An 18,044-nucleotide genomic window follows, 5' to 3' on the forward strand; every position below is an offset into this window, starting at 1 on the left:
CCATCGTCAGCTGGTCCGGCGGGCCGGATCTAGTCCGTTTCCCGTTCGCGCAGGAACGCGTCCCGGATGCCCTCGACCAGGTCGCGCATAGCGTCCCCGGCAAGAGACACGGAGGTGAAGCGGTCGAACTTCTCGACGTACAGGGAGACATCCCGTGGGTCAGTCACAACCATCTCGGCGTGCGTCGTCTCGACCGTCACCACGCGGTCGTCCCGGATGACGAAGGAGTGGTCGGGAACGTCGCGCTGAGGCGCGTCGAGGGCGACTACTCGCACCTCCACGTTCGGCAGACGGGACACCGACACGATGCGGTCCAGCTGGCCCGCCATCATCGCGGCCGGGAGGAGACGCCACCGCAGGACGGATTCGGTCACCACGAAGCGCAGCGCCTTGCTGGTGTCGTACAGGACGCGTTGCCGCTCGATCCGGGCGGAGACCGTACGGAAGAGCTGTTCGTCCGTGAGGCCCTTCGGCTTCAGCACTGCCCGAATGTACTCAGGCGTCTGGAGCAGGCCGGGAACGAGGGACGGCTGGAAGAGGCGCAAGAGCGTCATCGAGGACTCAAGTGCCCTGATCTGCTCCTGCTTCTTGTGGTAGCCCATGCGCCGGAAGAGGCGCCACGCGGTTGCCTCTGTGGCCTGTGCGCGGGCTACGGCAAGGTACTCGGCCTTGATCTCCGGGGACACGTCCAAGGCCGTGAGGATACGTTCCACGTCCGCCGTCGCCGGGGCTACAAGGCCGTTCTCGATCTTCGACAGCTTGGCAGTCGACATGACGGAGCTGCGGGCAACGGCCTTGGCCTCCTTGCCGGATGCCCGCCGAAGCGCCCGCAGCGCGGCGCCCAGTTCTGCCTGATTCACGCTGCTCCGTGCTTCTCCCACCACTCGGTGAAGGGCACCGACATGGCCAGGGCGACGCTTCGATAAGTGGCGTGCTCGAACTCCTTGCCCGTGGGCAACGCACTCTCCGCCGGGATGAAGGTCGGACCAATGAACGCGCCGTTCTCGTCGTAGTTGAGAACGACCGGCTCACGGCCGTCGAAGAGCCAGAAGTCGGGCGCACCCTCCAGCGGGTTCGGGCGGTCGGTCGTGTCGAGGATGTGGAACTCCTCGCCCGCAGTCATGTTCGTCAGGTAGCCCCAGCCCAGCTCGTAGCGGAGGTACGGCGTGAGCGGGCGGGACAGGACGTGGACACGCACCATGCGCTTCCCGCTCTCCGTCGCCTTGCTCACAGTCTCCAACCAGCCCGCATTGTAGTCCGCGGGCTTGGGCTCCCCGCGAGGAAGGAGCGGAAGGCGGCGGGGTTTCCAGCCGGAACGCCTCCTCCTGGAAAGTGGAGAAGCGGGCGGCCAGGTCGTTAGATGCGCTGATCACGGATTGCCTTCCGAATGAGGTCCATCGGGATTTCCACCAGGGCTTCACCCTCCGGCAGGTCGAGGCCGTGTCCGGTCGGCACGCCCCCTTGCACGATCAGGGTTCCCCTGTCGGTCGCATACAGGGTGGGACAGTCCCCGTTCTCACAGGTCGTGGCCAGCTTCGTCAGCCTCATACGGTGCCCCCTCGTTCCCGTGCTCCGGTGTCCCGTTCATCGTTCCCAGTCGACGGACCGTGTCACAAGGGCTTCGGGTTTCCGGAACGGGAAACCGCTCCCCGCCGGGCCGCTCCCATAGGCTGCCCCTCGCTCCCCGCTGGAGCCCCAGGTCAGGGCTTCCGCGAGCCGCCGCGAGGGTCAGCACCAAGTCAGCACGCTCCCAGGAAAAGCCCGGAATCAGCCGGAGAAAACAGGAAGGGGCCAGACCCGAAGATCTGACCCCTGACCTGGGTTTTCTTGCTCTGACCAGCCATTTCAGCCGATCAAGGAATCAGCCCCTACACGTTGAACCGGAACTCCACCACATCCCCGTCCTGCATCACATACTCCTTGCCCTCCATGCGGGCCTTGCCCGCGGCGCGGGCTTCGGCGACCGAGCCGGTTTCGACGAGGTCGGCGAAGGAGATGATCTCGGCCTTGATGAAGCCCTTCTGGAAGTCGGTGTGGATGACTCCGGCGGCCTCGGGGGCGGTGGCGCCCTTCTTGATGGTCCAGGCGCGGGTTTCCTTGGGGCCGGCCGTCAGGTAGGTCTGCAGGCCGAGGGTGTTGAAGCCGACGTGGGCGAGGGTGGCCAGGCCCGGCTCTTCCTGGCCGACGGACTGGAGGAGTTCCAGGGCCTCGTCCTCGTCCAGCTCGGCGAGGTCGGCCTCCAGCTTGGCGTTCAGGAAGATCGCCTCGGCGGGGGCCACCAGGGCGCGCTGCTCGTTCTTGAAGTCCTCGTCGGTCAGCTCGTCCTCGTCGACGTTGAAGACGTAGAGGAAGGGCTTGGTGGTGAGGAGGTGGAGGTCGTGCAGGAGTTCCTCGTTGCCGGAGCCCTGGACGATTCCGGCAGAGAACAGCGTGTCGCCCTTCTCCAGGATGGCCTTGGCCTCCTCCACTGCCTTGACCTTGGGAGCCACGTCCTTCTTGATGCGCGACTCCTTCTGGAGGCGCGGCAGGACCTTCTCGATGGTCTGGAGGTCGGCGAGGATCAGCTCGGTGTTGATGGTCTCGATGTCGTCCTTGGGTGAGACCTTGCCGTCGACGTGGACGACGTTCTCGTCCTTGAAGGCGCGGATGACCTGGCAGATCGCATCGGACTCGCGGATGTTCGCGAGGAACTTGTTGCCCAGGCCCTCGCCCTCGGAGGCGCCGCGGACGATGCCCGCGATGTCCACGAAGTCGACGGTGGCGGGGAGGATCTTCTGGGAGGCGAAGATCTCGGCCAGCTTGGCCAGCCGCGGGTCGGGGACACCGACCACGCCGACGTTCGGCTCGATGGTGGCGAACGGGTAGTTGGCCGCCAGCACGTCGTTCTTGGTCAGGGCGTTGAACATGGTCGACTTGCCGACATTCGGCAGACCGACGATTCCGATCGTGAGCGACACGTGGCGACTCGACTTCCGAGCGAGGTGGTGGGGTGGGCACGGCCCACGGAGGGCCGATCCACCAGTCTACGGGGCGGCCGGGCCGGGCCACCGCCACCGGGGCGGGACCACGGCCGGGACCGGGGCCAAGCCACCGCCGCCGGGACCGGGACCGGGGCCAAGCCACCGCCACCGCCGCCGGGACCGGGAACAAGCCCCCAACCACCGGGACCGGCCGCGCCCCGCCCCGGCCCCCGCGCGGCCCGCCCCGGAACGATTCAGTCCGAACCTCGGCCCAATGCGCGTGTCCCGTAACCGGTTAATCCCACTTAGCGGCCTACCGTTGACGAGTGGAGCAACACGAAGCGCGCACCCCCCAGCACAGCCCGCCGCGGTCCGCAGGTCCGCCCGCGGGCCAGGACGCCCGGCTCCCGCGCCCCGCGGAGGCCGTGGCCCCCGACCCCGACGACGACTTCCTCACCGCGATGCGGGCCTCCGGGTTCGCGGCCGTACCGGCGTCCGCACCCGCGGGCGCGCGGTCCGCGGCGCGTGGTCCCGCACCGGCCGGTCCCCTCCGAGCGCCCGCCCAAGTGCCCGGGACGGCGGCACCGGGACGCGCCCCGGCCCCACCGGAGGGCGTGGAGTCCGCGACCGTCTACCGGGCGCGCCCGCAGCGCCCCCTGCCCACCCCGCCCCCCGCCCTGCGCCGCCGGATGCCGGCCGCCAAGCTCACCGGGCTCGGCTGCTGGCTGCTGGCGACGCTGGCGCTGCTGGCCTTCGCCTTCCTGGACCGGCTGCTGCTCGGCGGCGCACCGGCCCCGTACGGCGTCTGCTACCTGCTGGTCGGGATCGGCGCGGCGCTCTGGGTCAGGCCGTTCGATCTGGTCATCGCGCCGGTTACGCTGCCGATCGCGTTCACGCTCGGTGCGCTGCCGCTGCAGCGCGGCGCGGGCGGGTTCGACGGGCTGCTGATGGGCGTCTTCACCGTCCTCGCGCTGAACGCCGGCTGGCTCTACGCCGGCACGCTGATCAGCGCGCTGCTCGCGATCGTCCGCCGGCTGCTGATCATTGCCCGGCGTCGGGCCAGCCGACCGGCGAGTCGACCGCAGAGCGCACCGCGCGGTCCGCAGGACCGGCCGTCGGGGCGGACGCCCGGGAAGGAGCGGCCGCGGCCGGGGAACCGTCCGCGGCAGGTGGCTCGCCAGCCCGAGCGGCGCAGGCAGCCATCGCGGCCCCCACAATCCCCGCATTGTTCTGAAGCTGAGCCGGCACGATCTCCGCGCTGACGCCCTCGATCAGCGGCAGGAACTTCTCCGCCTTGCGGCTCACCCCGCCACCGATCACGAACAGCTCGGGTGAGAACAGCATCTCCACATGGGCGAGGTACTTCTGCACCCGGTGCGCCCAGTGCTGCCAGCTCAGCGCCTCGTCCTCCTTGGCCTTGGTGGAGGCCCGCTTCTCGGCGTCATGGCCGTGCAGCTCCAGGTGGCCGAGCTCGGAGTTGGGCACCAGGCGGCCGTCGGTGAAGAGGGCGCTGCCGATGCCCGTGCCGAGGGTGAGCACGATGACCGTGCCGGTGCGGCCGCGGCCGGCGCCGAAGCGCATCTCGGCCAGGCCGGCCGCGTCGGCGTCGTTGAGCACCGTGACGGGGCTGCCGCCGGCCTCGCCGCCGAGCCGCGTGGTGAGCAGCCCGGCCGCGTCGAGCCCGATCCAGCCCTTGTCGACATTGGCGGCGGTACGGGTCGTCCCGTCGGTGACCACACCGGGGAAGGTCGCGCCGACCGGGCCCGTCCACCCGAAGTGGTCCACGACCTCCTTGACGCCGTCCGCGACCGCATCCGGGGTGGCCGGATGCGGGGTCAGCACCTTGTGGCGCTCCTCCGCGAGCTCGCCGCGCTCCAGATCCACCGGGGCACCCTTGATGCCCGATCCGCCGATGTCCACACCGAAGACCTTCATGAGGAAAAGGCTAGGCGTCGGCGGGGCGGCCCGCCCCCGGGATGCACCGACCGGTGGCCGGGGCGGCGCGGCGAACGCGGCGGGCTCAGTCCTCGGTCGCCGCCTCGGCCTCGGCGCGCAGGTCCCGGCGGAGTTCCTTGGGCAGCGAGAAGTGGATGGACTCCTCGGCGGCCGTGATGGTCTCCACGTCCTCGTAGCCGCGCTGGGCGAGCCAGTCCAGGACGCCGTGGACGAGGACGTCGGGGACGGAGGCGCCGGAGGTGACACCGACCGTGCCGACGCCCTCCAGCCAGGCCTCGTCGATCTCCTCGGCGTAGTCGACCAGATGGGCGTCGCGGGCGCCCGCGCCCAGCGCCACCTCGACCAGGCGCACGGAGTTCGAGGAGTTCTTGGAGCCGACGACGATGACGAGATCGGCCTGGGCGCCCATCTGCTTCACCGCGATCTGGCGGTTCTGGGTGGCGTAGCAGATGTCGTCGCTGGGCGGCGAGAGGAGGTTGGGGTAGCGGCCCTTGAGGGCGTCCACCGTCTCCATGGTCTCGTCGACCGAGAGCGTGGTCTGGGAGAGCCAGACGACCTTCTCCGGGTCGCGGACCTCGACATTGGCGACGTCCTCGGGGCCGTCGACCAGCGTGATGTGCTCGGGGGCCTCACCGCTGGTGCCGATGACCTCTTCGTGGCCCTCGTGGCCGATCAGGAGGATGTCGTAGTCCTCCTTGGCATAGCGGACGGCTTCCTTGTGGACCTTGGTGACCAGGGGGCAGGTGGCGTCGATGGTGGCGAGCTTGCCGCGCTTGGCCTCTTCGTGGACGACGGGCGCCACGCCGTGCGCGGAGAAGATGACGATGTTGCCCTCGGGCACCTCTTCCGTCTCGTCGACGAAGATGGCGCCCTTCTTCTCCAGGGTCTTCACGACGTACTTGTTGTGGACGATCTCGTGGCGTACGTAAACGGGGGCGCCGTACTGCTCGATGGCCTTCTCCACCGCGATCACGGCGCGGTCCACGCCCGCACAGTAGCCACGGGGGGCGGCGAGCAGGACCTTGCGCCGGTCGCTGCGGCGCGAAGCGTCTTCGCCCGGGGTGGTGGCGGGCATCGGGCTGGGCGAGGAAGTCATGCGTCCCATCGTAAAGGCGTGGCCCCGCTCCGGATCATCGCGCTGTTGTCCGAGACTGGGCGGCACGGAGCGAGGAGGCAGGATGCCGGGCACGAGCGGCGGCACGGGCGGCCCGGGGGCTGGCGGCGGGGAGCCCGGCGGCGGAGCGGGCACCGCGGCCGGCGGGGGCGGGGGCTCCGGCGCCCTCGGTGCGCTGCGGCGGACGCTGACCTTCCGGGATCTGGTCGTCTACGGGCTGCTGTTCATCGCCCCGATGGCGCCGGTCGGGATCTTCGGCACGCTGCAGGCCGCCTCGCACGGTGCGGTCACCACCGTCTACCTGGTCGCGACGGTCGCGATGGCGTTCACCGCGTACTCGTACGCCCAGATGGTACGGGTCGCCCCGCAGGCCGGTTCGGTCTATACGTACGCCCGGGTGGGGCTGGGCGAGGGTGCGGGGTTCGTCGCCGGGTGGATGGCGATGCTGGACTATCTGCTGATTCCGGCGGTGGCGTATCTGTTCTCCGGGAACGCGCTGTATGCGCTGGTGCCGTCCGTGCACCCGTGGGTGTGGACGGCGCTGGCGGTGGCCGTGACCACACTGCTGAATCTGTGGGGCGTGCGGACGGCGGCCCGGGTGGGGTTCGCGGTGCTGGCGATGGAGATCGTGGTGCTCGCGGTGTTCGTGGTGTCGGCGGTCGCCGAGCTGATCGCGCACGGGGCTGCGCGGGGCTGGGCCGAGCCGCTGACCGGCGAGGGCGGGTTCTCGGTGCGGGCGGTGCTGGCCGCGGTGTCGGTGGCGGTGCTGTCGTATCTGGGGTTCGACGCGATCGCGTCGTTCGCGGAGGAGGCCGGGGGGCGGGCGGCGCCTGGGGGGACGGGTGGGGGCCGGGTGGCTTCCAGGACTGCTGGGGCCGGGGTGGCGGGCGGGCCGGACGGGGCCGGGGTGGCGGGCGGGGTGGCCGCCGGGCCTGACGGGGTGGCCGAGGGGCCGGACCAGGTGGCCGACGGGCCGGACGGGGCCATGGTGGCCGAGCGCCCGGACCGGGTGGCCGGCGGCCCGGACCGGGTGGCGCGGGCGGTGCTGGCCTGTCTGGCGGTGGCCGGTGTGCTGTTCGCGGTGCAGACGTACCTGGCGGCGCTGCTGATGCCGATGAGCGCGGCGGAGCTGGCGGCCCGGCCGGGCGAGCAGGGCGGCGCCTTCTACGCCACGGTCGACGCGTCGGTGGGCGGTTGGCTGCACGATCTGGTGGCGGTGAGCAAGGCCATCGGCGCGGCGTTCGCGGCGCTGGCGGGGCAGGCGGCGGCCGGCCGGCTGCTGTTCGCGATGGCCAGGGACCGGCGGCTGCCCGGGGCGATGTCGAAGGTGGACGCGGGCAGCGGGGTGCCGCGCAGGGCGCTGCTGGGCGCGGCGCTGGTGTCGCTGGTGGCGGCGGTGTGGGCGGCCCGCAGGGACGACGGGCTCGACCAGCTGTCGTCGGTCGTGAACATGGGGGCGCTGACCGCGTTCGGGCTGCTGCACGCGTCGGTGACCGGCTGGTTCTGGATCCGCCGGGCGGACGGGACACCGAGCGTGCTGCGGCATCTGGTGGTGCCGTTGCTGGGGCTGGCGGTGGTGGTCGCGGTGATCGCCGAGGCCTCGGCCGCCGCGCGGGCCGTGGGCGGAGCCTGGCTGGTGGTGGGGCTGGTGGTGCTGGCGGTGCGGTACCGGGAGTGGGTGCGCGGGGGCGGGGTGCGCGGGTGAGGGGGTAAGAGGTTGGAGCGGAGGCGGCGTGCGGGCCGGGATCGGGCGTGGGTAAGGGCCGGGCGCGGGCCCCGTACGGCCAGGCAGGCTACGGGCCGACGGGTGCGGACGGGCCCCTCCGGTGCGCGCGGTCCCGTAACCGGAGGGACCCGCCCGCCGGGGCACGCACCACGCGAGCGCGCCGCCACTGTCAGTGCCCGCCGCTAGTCTCGCTCGTATGGCTGTTTCTACGTCCCCGGAAACGCCGATCCCGGTCGGCGAGGTGTCCCGGCTCATCGGCGGTTGGATCGACCGGCTCGGCGCGGTGTGGGTCGAGGGGCAGATCACCCAGCTCTCGCGGCGGCCCGGCGCAGGGGTGGTCTTTCTGACGCTGCGCGACCCGTCGTACGACATCTCGGTGAGCGTGACGTGCTACCGCCAGGTCTTCGACAAGGTCGCCGACGTGGTCAGCGAGGGCGCCCGGGTGGTGGTGCATGCCAAGCCCGAGTGGTACGCCCCGCGTGGCCAGCTGTCGCTGCGGGCCGCCGAGATCAAGCCGGTCGGGGTCGGTGAACTCCTCGCCCGGCTGGAGCAGTTGAAGAAGTCGCTGGCGGCGGAGGGGCTGTTCGCCGCGGCCCGCAAGAAGCCGCTGCCGTTCCTGCCGCAGCTGATCGGGCTGGTCTGCGGCCGGGCGAGCGCCGCCGAGCGGGACGTCCTGGAGAACGCCCGGCACCGCTGGCCGGCCGTCCGTTTCGCGGTGCGCAATGTGCCGGTCCAGGGGGTGCATGCGGTCCCGCAGGTGGTCGCGGCGGTCCAGGAGCTGGACGCGCTGCCCGAGGTGGACGTGATCATCGTGGCGCGGGGCGGCGGCAGCGTGGAGGACCTGCTGCCGTTCTCCGACGAACAGCTCGTCCGGGCCGTGAGCGCGGCCGTAACCCCTGTCGTCTCCGCGATCGGGCACGAGCCGGACACCCCGCTGCTGGACCTGGTCGCCGATCTGCGTGCCTCGACGCCGACGGACGCGGCGAAGAAGGTGGTCCCGGACGTCGGCGAGGAGCTGGCCCGGGTCCAGCAGCTGCGGGAGCGGGCGCTGCGCGCCGTCGACGGCTTTCTGCAGCGGGAGGAGCGGGGGCTCGCGGCGGCGCTGCAGCGGCCCTGCATACAGCGGCCGCAGCGGATGGTCGAGGACCGCGAGGAGCAGGTCACGGCGCTGCTGGAGCGCGGCCGGCGGACCCTGGGGCATCTGCTGGACCGCGCCGACTCGGAGCTGACGCACACCCTGGCCCGGGTGGTCGCGCTCTCCCCCAAGGCGACGCTGGAGCGCGGCTATGCGGTGCTCCAGAAGCCGGACGGCACGGCGGTGCGCTCAGCAGGCGAGGTCGGCGCGGACGAGGCGTTGCGGGCCCGGGTGGCCGAGGGCGAGTTCAGGGTGCGGGTGGACGGCGTCCCGGGCGCGGTCACACCCCCCGAATAGTGCGAAGACAGACTCTTAGGGTGGGAGACATGGCGAAGGCGAAGACGGATGGCGCGGCGGACGCGGAGCAGGGTGCGGCGGTCGGCGCGGCGACCCCCGTGGAGTCGGCGGACCCGGTGAAGTCGGTGGACTCCACGCTGGGCTACGAGCAGGCGCGGGACGAGCTGATCGAGGTCGTCCGCAGCCTGGAGGCGGGCGGCACGACCCTGGAGGAGTCGCTCGCGCTGTGGGAGCGCGGCGAGGCGCTGGCGAAGGTCTGCCGGCGCTGGCTGGACGGCGCGCGGGCGCGGCTGGACGCGGCGCTGGCGGAGTCCCCGGACGGGCCGGAGGCGGAGCGCGCGTAGCGGTGGTGTGCACGTAGCGGGGAGCGCGCCAGGGGGCGGCCCCGGCCCGTCCGGCGACTCCCCCTCCCGTCACAAAGACCGCTACGGCACGGCAAATCCCTGTGAACCGCCTCACAGCACCACCGTTTTAGTTGAAACTTAATCTATCTGCGCTACAGTAGTTTTCCGTAAGACCCCTGTAGTGCATGCATGATCACTAATGTCTGCAGTGCCACAGAACCTGACCACAGCTCACTCACCGAGGTGCCTTTATGTCTCTCGCCCTTGACGCCGCCGCTCAGGACCTCCTGTTCCGGGAGGCCCAGACCGCCAACACGTTCACGGACGAGCCGGTGACGGACGAGCAGGTCCAGGCCATCTACGACCTGGTGAAGTTCGGCCCGACCGCTTTCAACCAGTCGCCGCTGCGGATAACCCTGGTCCGTTCCCAGGAGGCCCGTGAGCGCCTGGTCAACCACGCCATGGGCGCCAACGGCCCGAAGACCCTCAGCGCGCCGCTGACCGCGATCCTCTCCGTGGACCTGGACTTCCACGAGAAGCTGCCGCAGCTCTTCCCGCACGCCCCGGGCATCAAGGACACCTTCTTCTCCGAGGCCGCGCGCCGCGAGGTGGCCGGCACCCAGAACGCCACCCTCCAGGCCGGTTACTTCATCGTCGGCGTCCGCGCCGCCGGCCTGGCCGCCGGCCCGATGACCGGCTTCGACTTCACCGGCGTCGACAAGGAGTTCTTCGGCGACGGCAAGCAGAAGTCGTTCCTCATCATCAACATCGGCAAGCCGGGCGCCGAGGCGTTCTTCCCGCGCTCCCCGCGGCTGACCTTCGACGAGGCCGTCGCCACCGTCTGAGCGGGCGCCGGGGCTCCCAGCCCACGCATGAGGCCGCCGCACCCCTCCCGGGTGCGGCGGCCTCCTCGTTCTCCTGCTCGGCATCCGCGCCGCTCAGCCCTTCTTCGCCACCAGCGCGGCGGCCAGATCGGCGAGCCGCCCGTACGGCGCGGTGCCGGTGACGACCGTGGTCACCCCGGGCTCCTCGCGGACCAGCGCGTTGTACTTGTCGCCCTTGTAGCGGTCCCACTTCTTGCTGCCGACGGCCTGCTTGCCCTCGGCCTTGGTCGCGCCGAGCGTGACCTCCTGTATGAACTTCCGCGGCTGGGCGTCGCTCTGCTCGACGGACGCGTACTCCTGCTCCGGGTCGAGCATGCCCAGGTGCCAGGCACCGCCCTTGCCGTCCTCGCTCGCCTTGTACGAGACGGAGGTGGCACGCCAGGTCTTGGGCAGCCCCTCGGGCGCGGCGACCGGGTAGGGCGCCGCCCGCCGGGCCGTGATCAGTTCGACGCGGTAGTCGACCTTCTTGACCGCGTTCCGCGCCGCGTCCGCGCTCTCGTCGTGCGGGATGAAGAGATAGATCGCCCCGACGAGGATGCCGATCACCGCCAGTGACAGGACCATGTCCCGCACCGTTTGCCTGCCTCGCATACCTGCCACGCCCCTATGGTCCCCCATCCCCGCCGCGGCTCCGACAGGCCCCCCGGCAAAGCCCGTCACCTGTGCAAACACCCACGTGACCGGCTCCCCCACCGCTGCTCATGCGTAGGGCCCTCTGCTCATTTTGGCGGCCTGGAGATACTGTGAACCTCCGGGGGAAACCCCCGCACCCCCGCACAGTCACCCTCATTCCTTCACGGCCGACGCCGTTCAGAAAGGTGCGCTCGATGAGCGAGCATCATCTCCCGTCCCAACTCGAGGTCAGCCCCGAGGCGCCGGACCGCAACCTCGCCCTGGAACTCGTCCGGGTCACCGAGGCCGGCGCCATGGCGTCGGGCCGCTGGGTGGGGCGGGGTGACAAGAACGGCGCGGACGGCGCGGCGGTCAAGGCCATGCGCGCCCTGATCCACACCGTCTCGATGAACGGCGTCGTGGTCATCGGGGAGGGCGAGAAGGACAACGCCCCGATGCTCTACAACGGCGAGCGCGTGGGTGACGGCACCGGCGCGGAGTGCGACGTGGCCGTGGACCCGGTGGACGGGACGACGCTGACCGCCAAGGGCATGGCGAACGCGGTGTCCGTGATGGCGGTGGCCGAGCGGGGCTCGATGTTCGACCCGTCCGCGGTCTTCTACATGGACAAGCTCGCCACGGGCCCGGAGGCGGCGGACTTCGTCGACATCACGGCGCCGGTGGCCGTGAACATCAAGCGGATCGCGAAGGCGAAGAAGTCCGCGGTCGAGGACGTCACCGTGGTCATCCTGGACCGGCCCCGCCACGACGGCCTGGTCAAAGAGGTCCGGGAGGCCGGGGCCCGGATCAAGTTCATCGCCGACGGCGATGTCGCCGGCGCGATCATGGCGGCCCGTGAGGGCACCGGCGTGGACCTGCTGCTGGGCATCGGCGGTACGCCCGAGGGCATCATCGCGGCCTGTGCGCTGAAGTGCCTGGGCGGCGCCTTCCAGGGCAAGCTGTGGCCCAAGGACGACGAGGAGCGCCAGCGCGCGCTGGACGCCGGCCACGACCTGGACAAGGTGCTGGAGATCGGCGACCTGGTCCGCGGCGACAACGTCTTCTTCGTCGCCACCGGCATCACCGACGGCGAACTGCTGCGCGGCGTGCGCTACCGCGCCGAGAACGCCTACACCCAGTCCCTGGTGATGCGCTCCAAGTCCGGCACCATCCGCCAGATCGACTCCCAGCACCGGCTGTCCAAGCTGCGTGCCTACAGCTCGGTGGACTTCGAGCGCCCCAGCTAACGGGTGGTGCGGCCGGCCCGTGCAACCGGCCCGCCCGTCCCCACACTTCGCCCCCGCCGGAAAGTCTCCGGCGGGGGCGAAGTGGCCCAGACGCCCTGGGGTGCGTCCTGCCTGGGGTGCGTCCTGTGGGCCGAAGCCTCGCGCGGCCGCTATCCGGCGGCCGGCATACGGGCGGCTCGCTGGAGCTCGGCCTCCCGGCGCCGCCGGCGGGTCAGCACGACCCGGCGCTCGGCCGCGGTCAGCCCGCCCCACACGCCGTACGGCTCGGGCTGGAGCAGCGCATGCTCCCGGCATTCGACCATCACCGGGCAGCGGGCACAGACCCGTTTCGCGGCTTCTTCCCTGGCCAGCCGCGCGGCGGTCGGTTCCTTGGACGGGGCGAAGAACAGCCCGGCTTCGTCCCGGCGGCACACCGCCTCCGAATGCCAGGGGCCGGCCTCGTCGCGATCAGGCACTTGCTGGGACGGAACGACAGCGGCATCCTGCAGGGGCTGATGCGGTAGCAGCACGGTCTACTCCTGACGACGGCTTCGGCGCGAGAATCACCCTTGCCCGCCTCGCTGCGCACGGCCGATTTCCGCACCCCGCAGCCGTACGAGAGACGATGCACCAGCCCTACCCGCTGTACGCACGCTTATGCACACCGTGGCGATCGTGCGACAACGAGACAATCGCGAGTGGTGCCGCCTCCCTGCCCGCGCCCGAGCCGCGCCCAACGGGTCACCCGCGCCCGGGCGGTGGCCGATCGCCGTACGCGCCCCCGCGGGTCCGCGCTCTCACCCCTCGGATACCCGGGTCCCGCCCGTGCCCTCCCCTGCCCCTCTTCTGTCCCTCTTCTGTCCCTCTCCCGGTTCCGTGCCCCTACCGGAACCGGTCCCGGCGCTCACGCCGTGCGTCGCGCAGCCGTTCCTGCCACTCGTGGCGGTCGTGGCGCAGTTGGTGGTGCCGTTCACGCCGCTCCTCGCGCAGCTCGTGGCGGAGCGCCCGGTGGTCCTCCCACACCCGGTCGCGCAGATCCCGGATCCAGGAGCCGCGCTTGGGCCTGGCCTCCACGCTGCCCAGCACGGCATAGCCGTTGACCAGGATCTGTGGGGCGTTGCCGTCCTCGGAGTCATGGGTCTCGATCTCGAAGTTGCCGAGGATTCCGGAGCCGCTGCTGCGCAGGGTGACGTTCTCCGGGACCCGGATCTCCACGCTGCCGAAGACGGCCGTGACATTGATCTGGACCTGCTGCTGCGGGAAGACCGCCTCGGTCAGATCGATCTCGACGCTGCCGAAGAGTGCGAAGGCATTGATCCGCGCGGGGGCCTGCCACCGGCCCTTGCGCATGGAGGCGCTGAAGATCGCGACGAGGTTCTGGTCCGGAACCGGGGCGCGGGGGCCGTAGACGTACGCGTCCGGGCCCGGCTGGGCGCGGCCGGCGTCCGCCGCGGGCAGATCCCGTACGACGGGCTCCAGTTCACCCATGGTCTTGGCGCGGTAGACCGTGTCGATCCGCTCGGCGTGCTCCTGCGGGTCCAGCCGGCCCTCGGCCAGCGCCTCGCGGAGGATCGCGGCGACCCGGTCGCGGTCCGCGTCGGACGCCCTGATGTCCCCCTCGGCCACCGCGGGCGGCGCGGACACCGGCTTGGTCATGTTCACCGGCTGCTGCTCCTGCGGTTGGTCCTGCTTCCGAAGCGGTCCGGGCGGGTTCTCGGGGCCCGGTCGTCCCCCGTTGTCTGCATCCACAGGCTCAGCGTACCGAAACGCGATAGATCGCGACTAGGGATCGGCGGGGACGGCTCTCGGCCGGTTCTCGGACAGCTCCCGGACGGCTCTCCCGCCGACTGAGCCCGACCTCACAGCGGCGTCCGCGCCCCGGGGTTCTACGCTGTGGAGGCGCTGCCGTAGATGCCAGCCGGACCTCTCCGAGTAAGGAATGACCTTCGATGCCGGAATTCGCCTACACCGACCTTCTCCCCGTAGGTGAGGACACCACCCCGTACCGCCTCGTCACCGCGGAGGGCGTGAGCACCTTCGAGGCCGACGGGCGGACGTTCCTCAAGGTCGAGCCGGAGGCGCTGCGCAAGCTGGCCGCCGAGGCGATGCACGACATTGCGCACTATCTGCGCCCGGACCACCTCGCCCAGCTCCGCAAGATCCTGGACGACCCCGAGGCCAGCGGCAACGACCGCTTCGTCGCGCTCGACCTGCTGAAGAACGCCAACATCGCCGCCGCGGGCGTGCTGCCCATGTGCCAGGACACCGGCACCGCGATCGTGATGGGCAAGCGCGGCCAGCAGGTGCTGACCGAGGGCGGCGACGAGGAAGCGCTCTCCCGCGGCATCTACGACGCCTACACCCAGCTGAACCTGCGCTACTCGCAGATGGCCCCGCTGACGATGTGGGACGAGAAGAACACCGGCTCCAACCTGCCGGCCCAGATCGAGCTGTACGCGACCGACGGCGGCGCCTACAAGTTCCTCTTCATGGCCAAGGGCGGCGGCAGCGCCAACAAGTCCTTCCTCTTCCAGGAGACCAAGGCGGTCCTCAACGAGGCCTCCATGATGAAGTTCCTGGAGCAGAAGATCCGTTCGCTGGGCACGGCCGCCTGCCCGCCGTACCACCTCGCCATCGTCGTCGGCGGCACCTCCGCCGAGTACGCGATGAAGACCGCCAAGTACGCCTCCGCGCACTACCTCGACGAGCTGCCCGCCGAGGGCTCGCCCACCGGCCACGGCTTCCGTGACAAGGAGCTGGAGGAGAAGGTCTTCGAGCTGACGCAGAAGATCGGCATCGGCGCGCAGTTCGGCGGCAAGTACTTCTGCCACGACGTCCGCGTCGTCCGCCTGCCCCGCCACGGCGCTTCCTGCCCGGTGGCCATCGCCGTCTCCTGCTCCGCGGACCGCCAGGCCGTCGCGAAGATCACCGCGGAGGGCGTCTTCCTGGAGCAGCTGGAGACCGACCCGGCCCGCTTCCTCCCGGAGACGACGGACGAGGAGCTGACCGAGGGCGCAGGACCCGACCTCGACGCGGTCGCCATCGACCTCAACCGCCCCATGGACGACGTCCTGGCCGAGCTGACCAAGCACCCGGTCAAGACCCGCCTCGCCCTCACCGGCACCCTGGTCGTCGCCCGCGACATCGCCCACGCGAAGATCAAGGAGCGGCTGGACGCCGGCGACGAGATGCCGCAGTACCTCAAGGACCACCCGGTCTACTACGCGGGCCCGGCCAAGACCCCCGAGGGCTACGCCTCCGGCTCCTTCGGCCCGACCACGGCCGGCCGGATGGACGCCTACGTCGAGCAGTTCCAGGCGGCCGGCGGCTCCAAGGTCATGCTGGCCAAGGGCAACCGCTCCCAGCAGGTCACCGACGCCTGCGCCGCGCACGGCGGCTTCTACCTCGGCTCCATCGGCGGCCCGGCCGCGCGCCTGGCCCAGGACTGCATCAAGAAGGTCGAGGTCCTGGAGTACGAAGAGCTGGGCATGGAGGCGGTCTGGAAGATCGAGGTCGAGAACTTCCCGGCCTTCATCGTCGTCGACGACAAGGGCAACGACTTCTTCCAGGACCCGGCACCGGCGCCCACGTTCACGAGCATTCCGGTGCGGTCGGGAAGCTGACGCACCCGCTGACCCGCGACAGGGCCCCTGACTTGGCGTCAGGGGCCCTGTCGCTGCCGTGGAAGCACACCGGCCCCGCTGCACCGGGCATGATCCTTATTCCAGGACGGGAATAGCACCGTGCCGGCGTGGACGCCTCGCCGAGGCGCCCCTAGCGTCGTCCCTGAGCCGGGAAGCACCCGGTACCGAAGGGGGCATGGTGGGCAAGGAGAGCCTTACGCGGTTGACGGGGAATGTCCACGGGCCGGACTGCGATGACGACGACTGCCCCAACGTCTACGCCACCGGGCGGGGTTCGTTCATCGTCCAGGGCGACGCCTACTACGGCTTTGAGGCGCCGAAAGGGGAAGGTCTCGTGGAGATCCCCGAGCACGTACTGAGGGAGGCTGTCCGTGTTCTTGGATGGTGAAGAGTGGCGCAATTTCTTCGACAGCTTCACGCACGAAGCCTTTCGTTTCGAAACTCAGCCGAAATACACCATGCCCAAAGAGACCCCGAGCCTGGCGAGGTTCCTGCGCGGCGAGAGCAAGCCCGAAGACCACAACAGTCGATGGCACGAACGCGTGCGCGCCTACGTCGATGCGGGAAAGTGGATCGGTCGCGTACGCATCATCAGCCGGCCGCTGACCGAATACCAGCGGTACCAACTGGCCTGGGGAATCCCAGGAAACGTGGCCGCCGGTGAAGACATCCGCATTCTCGACATGACCGAGCGGGACATCGGACTGCCCACCGGTCAGGATTGGTGGATGCTCGACGAATCACGAGTCGTCCACCTGAACTACCGGCCGGACGGAACACAGATCGGTCGGGAAGTCATGGAAGGCGACATCGAGCCCTACCGGCGATGGAAGCGCCTTGCCTTCGAGGCGGCGATTCCCTTCTCCGAGTACACGAGACTTCACGGGTGACGCTGGCCCCTGAACAGCTGGGGCAGTCCAAGAGCGACCTGGCGAAGGCACTCAGAGAACTGCGGAAGCGAGTCGGTCTCACCGGGGACCGGCTCGCCAGGCGTTGCGCTATGAGTCAGAGCAAGATCTCAAAGATCGAGACCGGCAGGATCACGCCCAGCATCGTCGACGTGCAGTGCATCCTCAGCGCCCTCGAAGCGCCGCGGGAGCTGACTGCGGAAATAACCGCGCTGGCCCGCATCGCAAACACCGAGTGGCAGGACAAACGGTCCTCGTGGCGTCGCGGCCTCGACAAGCGCCAGACGGAGCTGGCGTCACTCGAAGCGGCAGCGACGGACCTCCGGTATTTCCTGCCGGCCATCATCACGGGATTGCTGGCCACACCCGAATATGTGAGAGCCAGTCTCACACATTCACCGGTCGACACATCGAAGACTGTGGCCAAGAAAATCGAGCGGCAGACTGTCCTCTACGACAGGTCGAAGACGTTCACGTTCCTTCTGACCGAGCAGGCCATCAAGTGGGCCATCGTCCCGCCCGCGGCCATGGCCGTCCAGATCGACCGCCTGGCATCACTGTCCAGGCTTCCGAACATTCACCTGGGCGTCCTCCCCAATGGGACGGCGCTGGCACGCGGCCCCTTGAACACCTTCACCACGTACGACAGTCGACTGGCGACTGTCGAGACGTTCACCGGCCGCCTGGTCTTTCAGGATCCCAGAGACGTGACCCAGCACCGAGAGATCTTCGAGCTGTATCAGCAGCACGCCCTCTTCGGGGAAGAATCCCGAGAATTCCTCGCCGCGTGCGTTCACTCCATCCTTCATGATCTGTGATCCAGGGCTGATCTTTAGTCCAGGACAGGAATGATGGCGCCTCCCCGTCAGCACGGCCATTACGTTTGTCTCCCGCTCAGGAATCTCGAAAGGGAGCACGATGCGCGAGGCAAAGACGACAATGACGCCACCTGTCTGGTCACCTTCCCCTCATTCCCCCGCGCCCGCACCGGCACAGGGGTGCGACATCTGTGGCGCACTGGCAAAGCAGCGCGCGGAAGCGCGGGCCAGGGGCGACTACTCGGCAGTGTCGGACTGCAATGTGGAACTGGCCGCGCATCCACATTGCAGGGCGGGCGACCGGAAGAGCGTATGAGGGCCACCGAGCCCTCTCCCCCACCGCAGAGGAAATCCCTTGCGGGCAAAGGGCCAGGCCATCGGCAGTGCGGCGGCACGGCCCCTCATGAGGAGGAGGTTGGC

The 18,044-nt window shown here is 70.1% G+C and carries 18 protein-coding genes and 1 pseudogene; 10 read left to right on the forward strand and 9 right to left on the reverse strand.

Annotation, left to right across the window (positions count from 1 at the left end; genetic code table 11):
• Positions 1-29: 29 nt before the first annotated feature.
• From D9V36_RS16020 to ychF, 4 genes are all read right to left on the reverse strand, one after another.
• Positions 30-860, reverse strand: a complete 831-nt coding sequence (locus tag D9V36_RS16020; RefSeq protein WP_129294372.1) for a helix-turn-helix domain-containing protein — start codon at positions 858-860, stop codon at positions 30-32.
• A complete protein-coding gene (locus tag D9V36_RS16025) occupies positions 857-1,231 on the reverse strand; it encodes a DUF6879 family protein (RefSeq protein WP_347239882.1) in 375 nt (124 codons plus the stop codon). Before D9V36_RS16025 ends, D9V36_RS16020 begins: the two co-directional genes overlap by 4 nt.
• Positions 1,232-1,356: 125 nt before the next feature.
• The gene (locus D9V36_RS16030; protein ID WP_129294373.1) at positions 1,357-1,548 is read right to left on the reverse strand and encodes a hypothetical protein; all 192 of its coding nucleotides are present in this window, start codon (positions 1,546-1,548) and stop codon (positions 1,357-1,359) included.
• 320 nt (positions 1,549-1,868) lie between these two features.
• Positions 1,869-2,957, reverse strand: a complete 1,089-nt coding sequence (gene ychF / locus D9V36_RS16035) for a redox-regulated ATPase YchF (RefSeq protein WP_129294374.1) — start codon at positions 2,955-2,957, stop codon at positions 1,869-1,871.
• 692 nt (positions 2,958-3,649) lie between these two features.
• Here ychF and D9V36_RS42860 point away from each other — a divergent pair.
• Positions 3,650-3,988, forward strand: a pseudogene (locus tag D9V36_RS42860) (DUF6542 domain-containing protein); the annotation flags it as partial.
• Positions 3,989-4,001: 13 nt separating this feature from the next.
• Here D9V36_RS42860 and ppgK read toward each other — a convergent pair.
• Positions 4,002-4,895 carry a polyphosphate--glucose phosphotransferase gene (gene ppgK / locus D9V36_RS16040; RefSeq protein ID WP_129294375.1) on the reverse strand — a complete coding sequence of 298 codons (894 nt, stop codon included), beginning with the start codon at positions 4,893-4,895 and terminating at the stop codon, positions 4,002-4,004.
• Positions 4,896-4,980: 85 nt separating this feature from the next.
• The gene (locus tag D9V36_RS16045; RefSeq protein ID WP_431357674.1) at positions 4,981-6,012 is read right to left on the reverse strand and encodes a 4-hydroxy-3-methylbut-2-enyl diphosphate reductase; all 1,032 of its coding nucleotides are present in this window, start codon (positions 6,010-6,012) and stop codon (positions 4,981-4,983) included.
• Between the two features lie 82 nt (positions 6,013-6,094).
• On the opposite strand from D9V36_RS16045, the gene D9V36_RS16050 reads away from it, so the two are divergent.
• From D9V36_RS16050 to D9V36_RS16065, 4 genes are all read left to right on the forward strand, one after another.
• Positions 6,095-7,735 carry an APC family permease gene (locus D9V36_RS16050; RefSeq protein ID WP_129294376.1) on the forward strand — a complete coding sequence of 547 codons (1,641 nt, stop codon included), beginning with the start codon at positions 6,095-6,097 and terminating at the stop codon, positions 7,733-7,735.
• Between the two features lie 217 nt (positions 7,736-7,952).
• Positions 7,953-9,188, forward strand: a complete 1,236-nt coding sequence (gene xseA / locus D9V36_RS16055) for an exodeoxyribonuclease VII large subunit (protein ID WP_206739677.1) — start codon at positions 7,953-7,955, stop codon at positions 9,186-9,188.
• 29 nt (positions 9,189-9,217) lie between these two features.
• The gene (locus tag D9V36_RS16060; RefSeq protein WP_129294378.1) at positions 9,218-9,532 is read left to right on the forward strand and encodes an exodeoxyribonuclease VII small subunit; all 315 of its coding nucleotides are present in this window, start codon (positions 9,218-9,220) and stop codon (positions 9,530-9,532) included.
• 251 nt (positions 9,533-9,783) lie between these two features.
• The gene (locus D9V36_RS16065; protein WP_129294379.1) at positions 9,784-10,377 is read left to right on the forward strand and encodes a malonic semialdehyde reductase; all 594 of its coding nucleotides are present in this window, start codon (positions 9,784-9,786) and stop codon (positions 10,375-10,377) included.
• Positions 10,378-10,470: 93 nt separating this feature from the next.
• Here D9V36_RS16065 and D9V36_RS16070 read toward each other — a convergent pair whose 3' ends face one another.
• On the reverse strand, positions 10,471-11,007 hold the full coding sequence (locus tag D9V36_RS16070; protein ID WP_129298446.1) for a DUF4245 domain-containing protein: 537 nt from the start codon (positions 11,005-11,007) through the stop codon (positions 10,471-10,473).
• A 236-nt stretch (positions 11,008-11,243) separates the two neighbouring features.
• On the opposite strand from D9V36_RS16070, the gene glpX reads away from it, so the two are divergent.
• Positions 11,244-12,275: a class II fructose-bisphosphatase gene (gene glpX / locus D9V36_RS16075; RefSeq protein WP_088799726.1), complete on the forward strand. Its 1,032-nt coding sequence runs from the start codon at positions 11,244-11,246 to the stop codon at positions 12,273-12,275.
• Between the two features lie 149 nt (positions 12,276-12,424).
• Here the strand turns inward: glpX and D9V36_RS16080 are convergent, their stop codons facing one another.
• Positions 12,425-12,784, reverse strand: coding sequence for a WhiB family transcriptional regulator (locus D9V36_RS16080; RefSeq protein ID WP_129294380.1), 360 nt, complete (start codon positions 12,782-12,784; stop codon positions 12,425-12,427).
• Positions 12,785-13,136: 352 nt separating this feature from the next.
• On the reverse strand, positions 13,137-13,910 hold the full coding sequence (locus D9V36_RS16085; protein ID WP_129298447.1) for a DUF1707 SHOCT-like domain-containing protein: 774 nt from the start codon (positions 13,908-13,910) through the stop codon (positions 13,137-13,139).
• Between the two features lie 293 nt (positions 13,911-14,203).
• On the opposite strand from D9V36_RS16085, the gene D9V36_RS16090 reads away from it, so the two are divergent.
• From D9V36_RS16090 to D9V36_RS16105, 4 genes are all read left to right on the forward strand, one after another.
• Positions 14,204-15,877, forward strand: coding sequence for a fumarate hydratase (locus tag D9V36_RS16090; RefSeq protein ID WP_129294381.1), 1,674 nt, complete (start codon positions 14,204-14,206; stop codon positions 15,875-15,877).
• 199 nt (positions 15,878-16,076) lie between these two features.
• Positions 16,077-16,286, forward strand: coding sequence for a hypothetical protein (locus D9V36_RS16095; protein ID WP_129298448.1), 210 nt, complete (start codon positions 16,077-16,079; stop codon positions 16,284-16,286).
• Positions 16,270-16,788 carry a DUF6879 family protein gene (locus tag D9V36_RS16100; RefSeq protein WP_129294382.1) on the forward strand — a complete coding sequence of 173 codons (519 nt, stop codon included), beginning with the start codon at positions 16,270-16,272 and terminating at the stop codon, positions 16,786-16,788. The genes D9V36_RS16095 and D9V36_RS16100 overlap by 17 nt, the downstream gene beginning before the upstream one ends.
• Complete coding sequence (locus D9V36_RS16105) at positions 16,785-17,624, forward strand: helix-turn-helix domain-containing protein (protein WP_129294383.1); 840 nt, start codon at positions 16,785-16,787, stop codon at positions 17,622-17,624. The genes D9V36_RS16100 and D9V36_RS16105 overlap by 4 nt, the downstream gene beginning before the upstream one ends.
• The last annotated feature ends 420 nt before the right edge of the window (positions 17,625-18,044 follow it).

It is taken from the genome of Streptomyces lydicus, from assembly GCF_004125265.1.
Classification (GTDB): Bacteria; Actinomycetota; Actinomycetes; order Streptomycetales; family Streptomycetaceae; genus Streptomyces; species Streptomyces lydicus_C.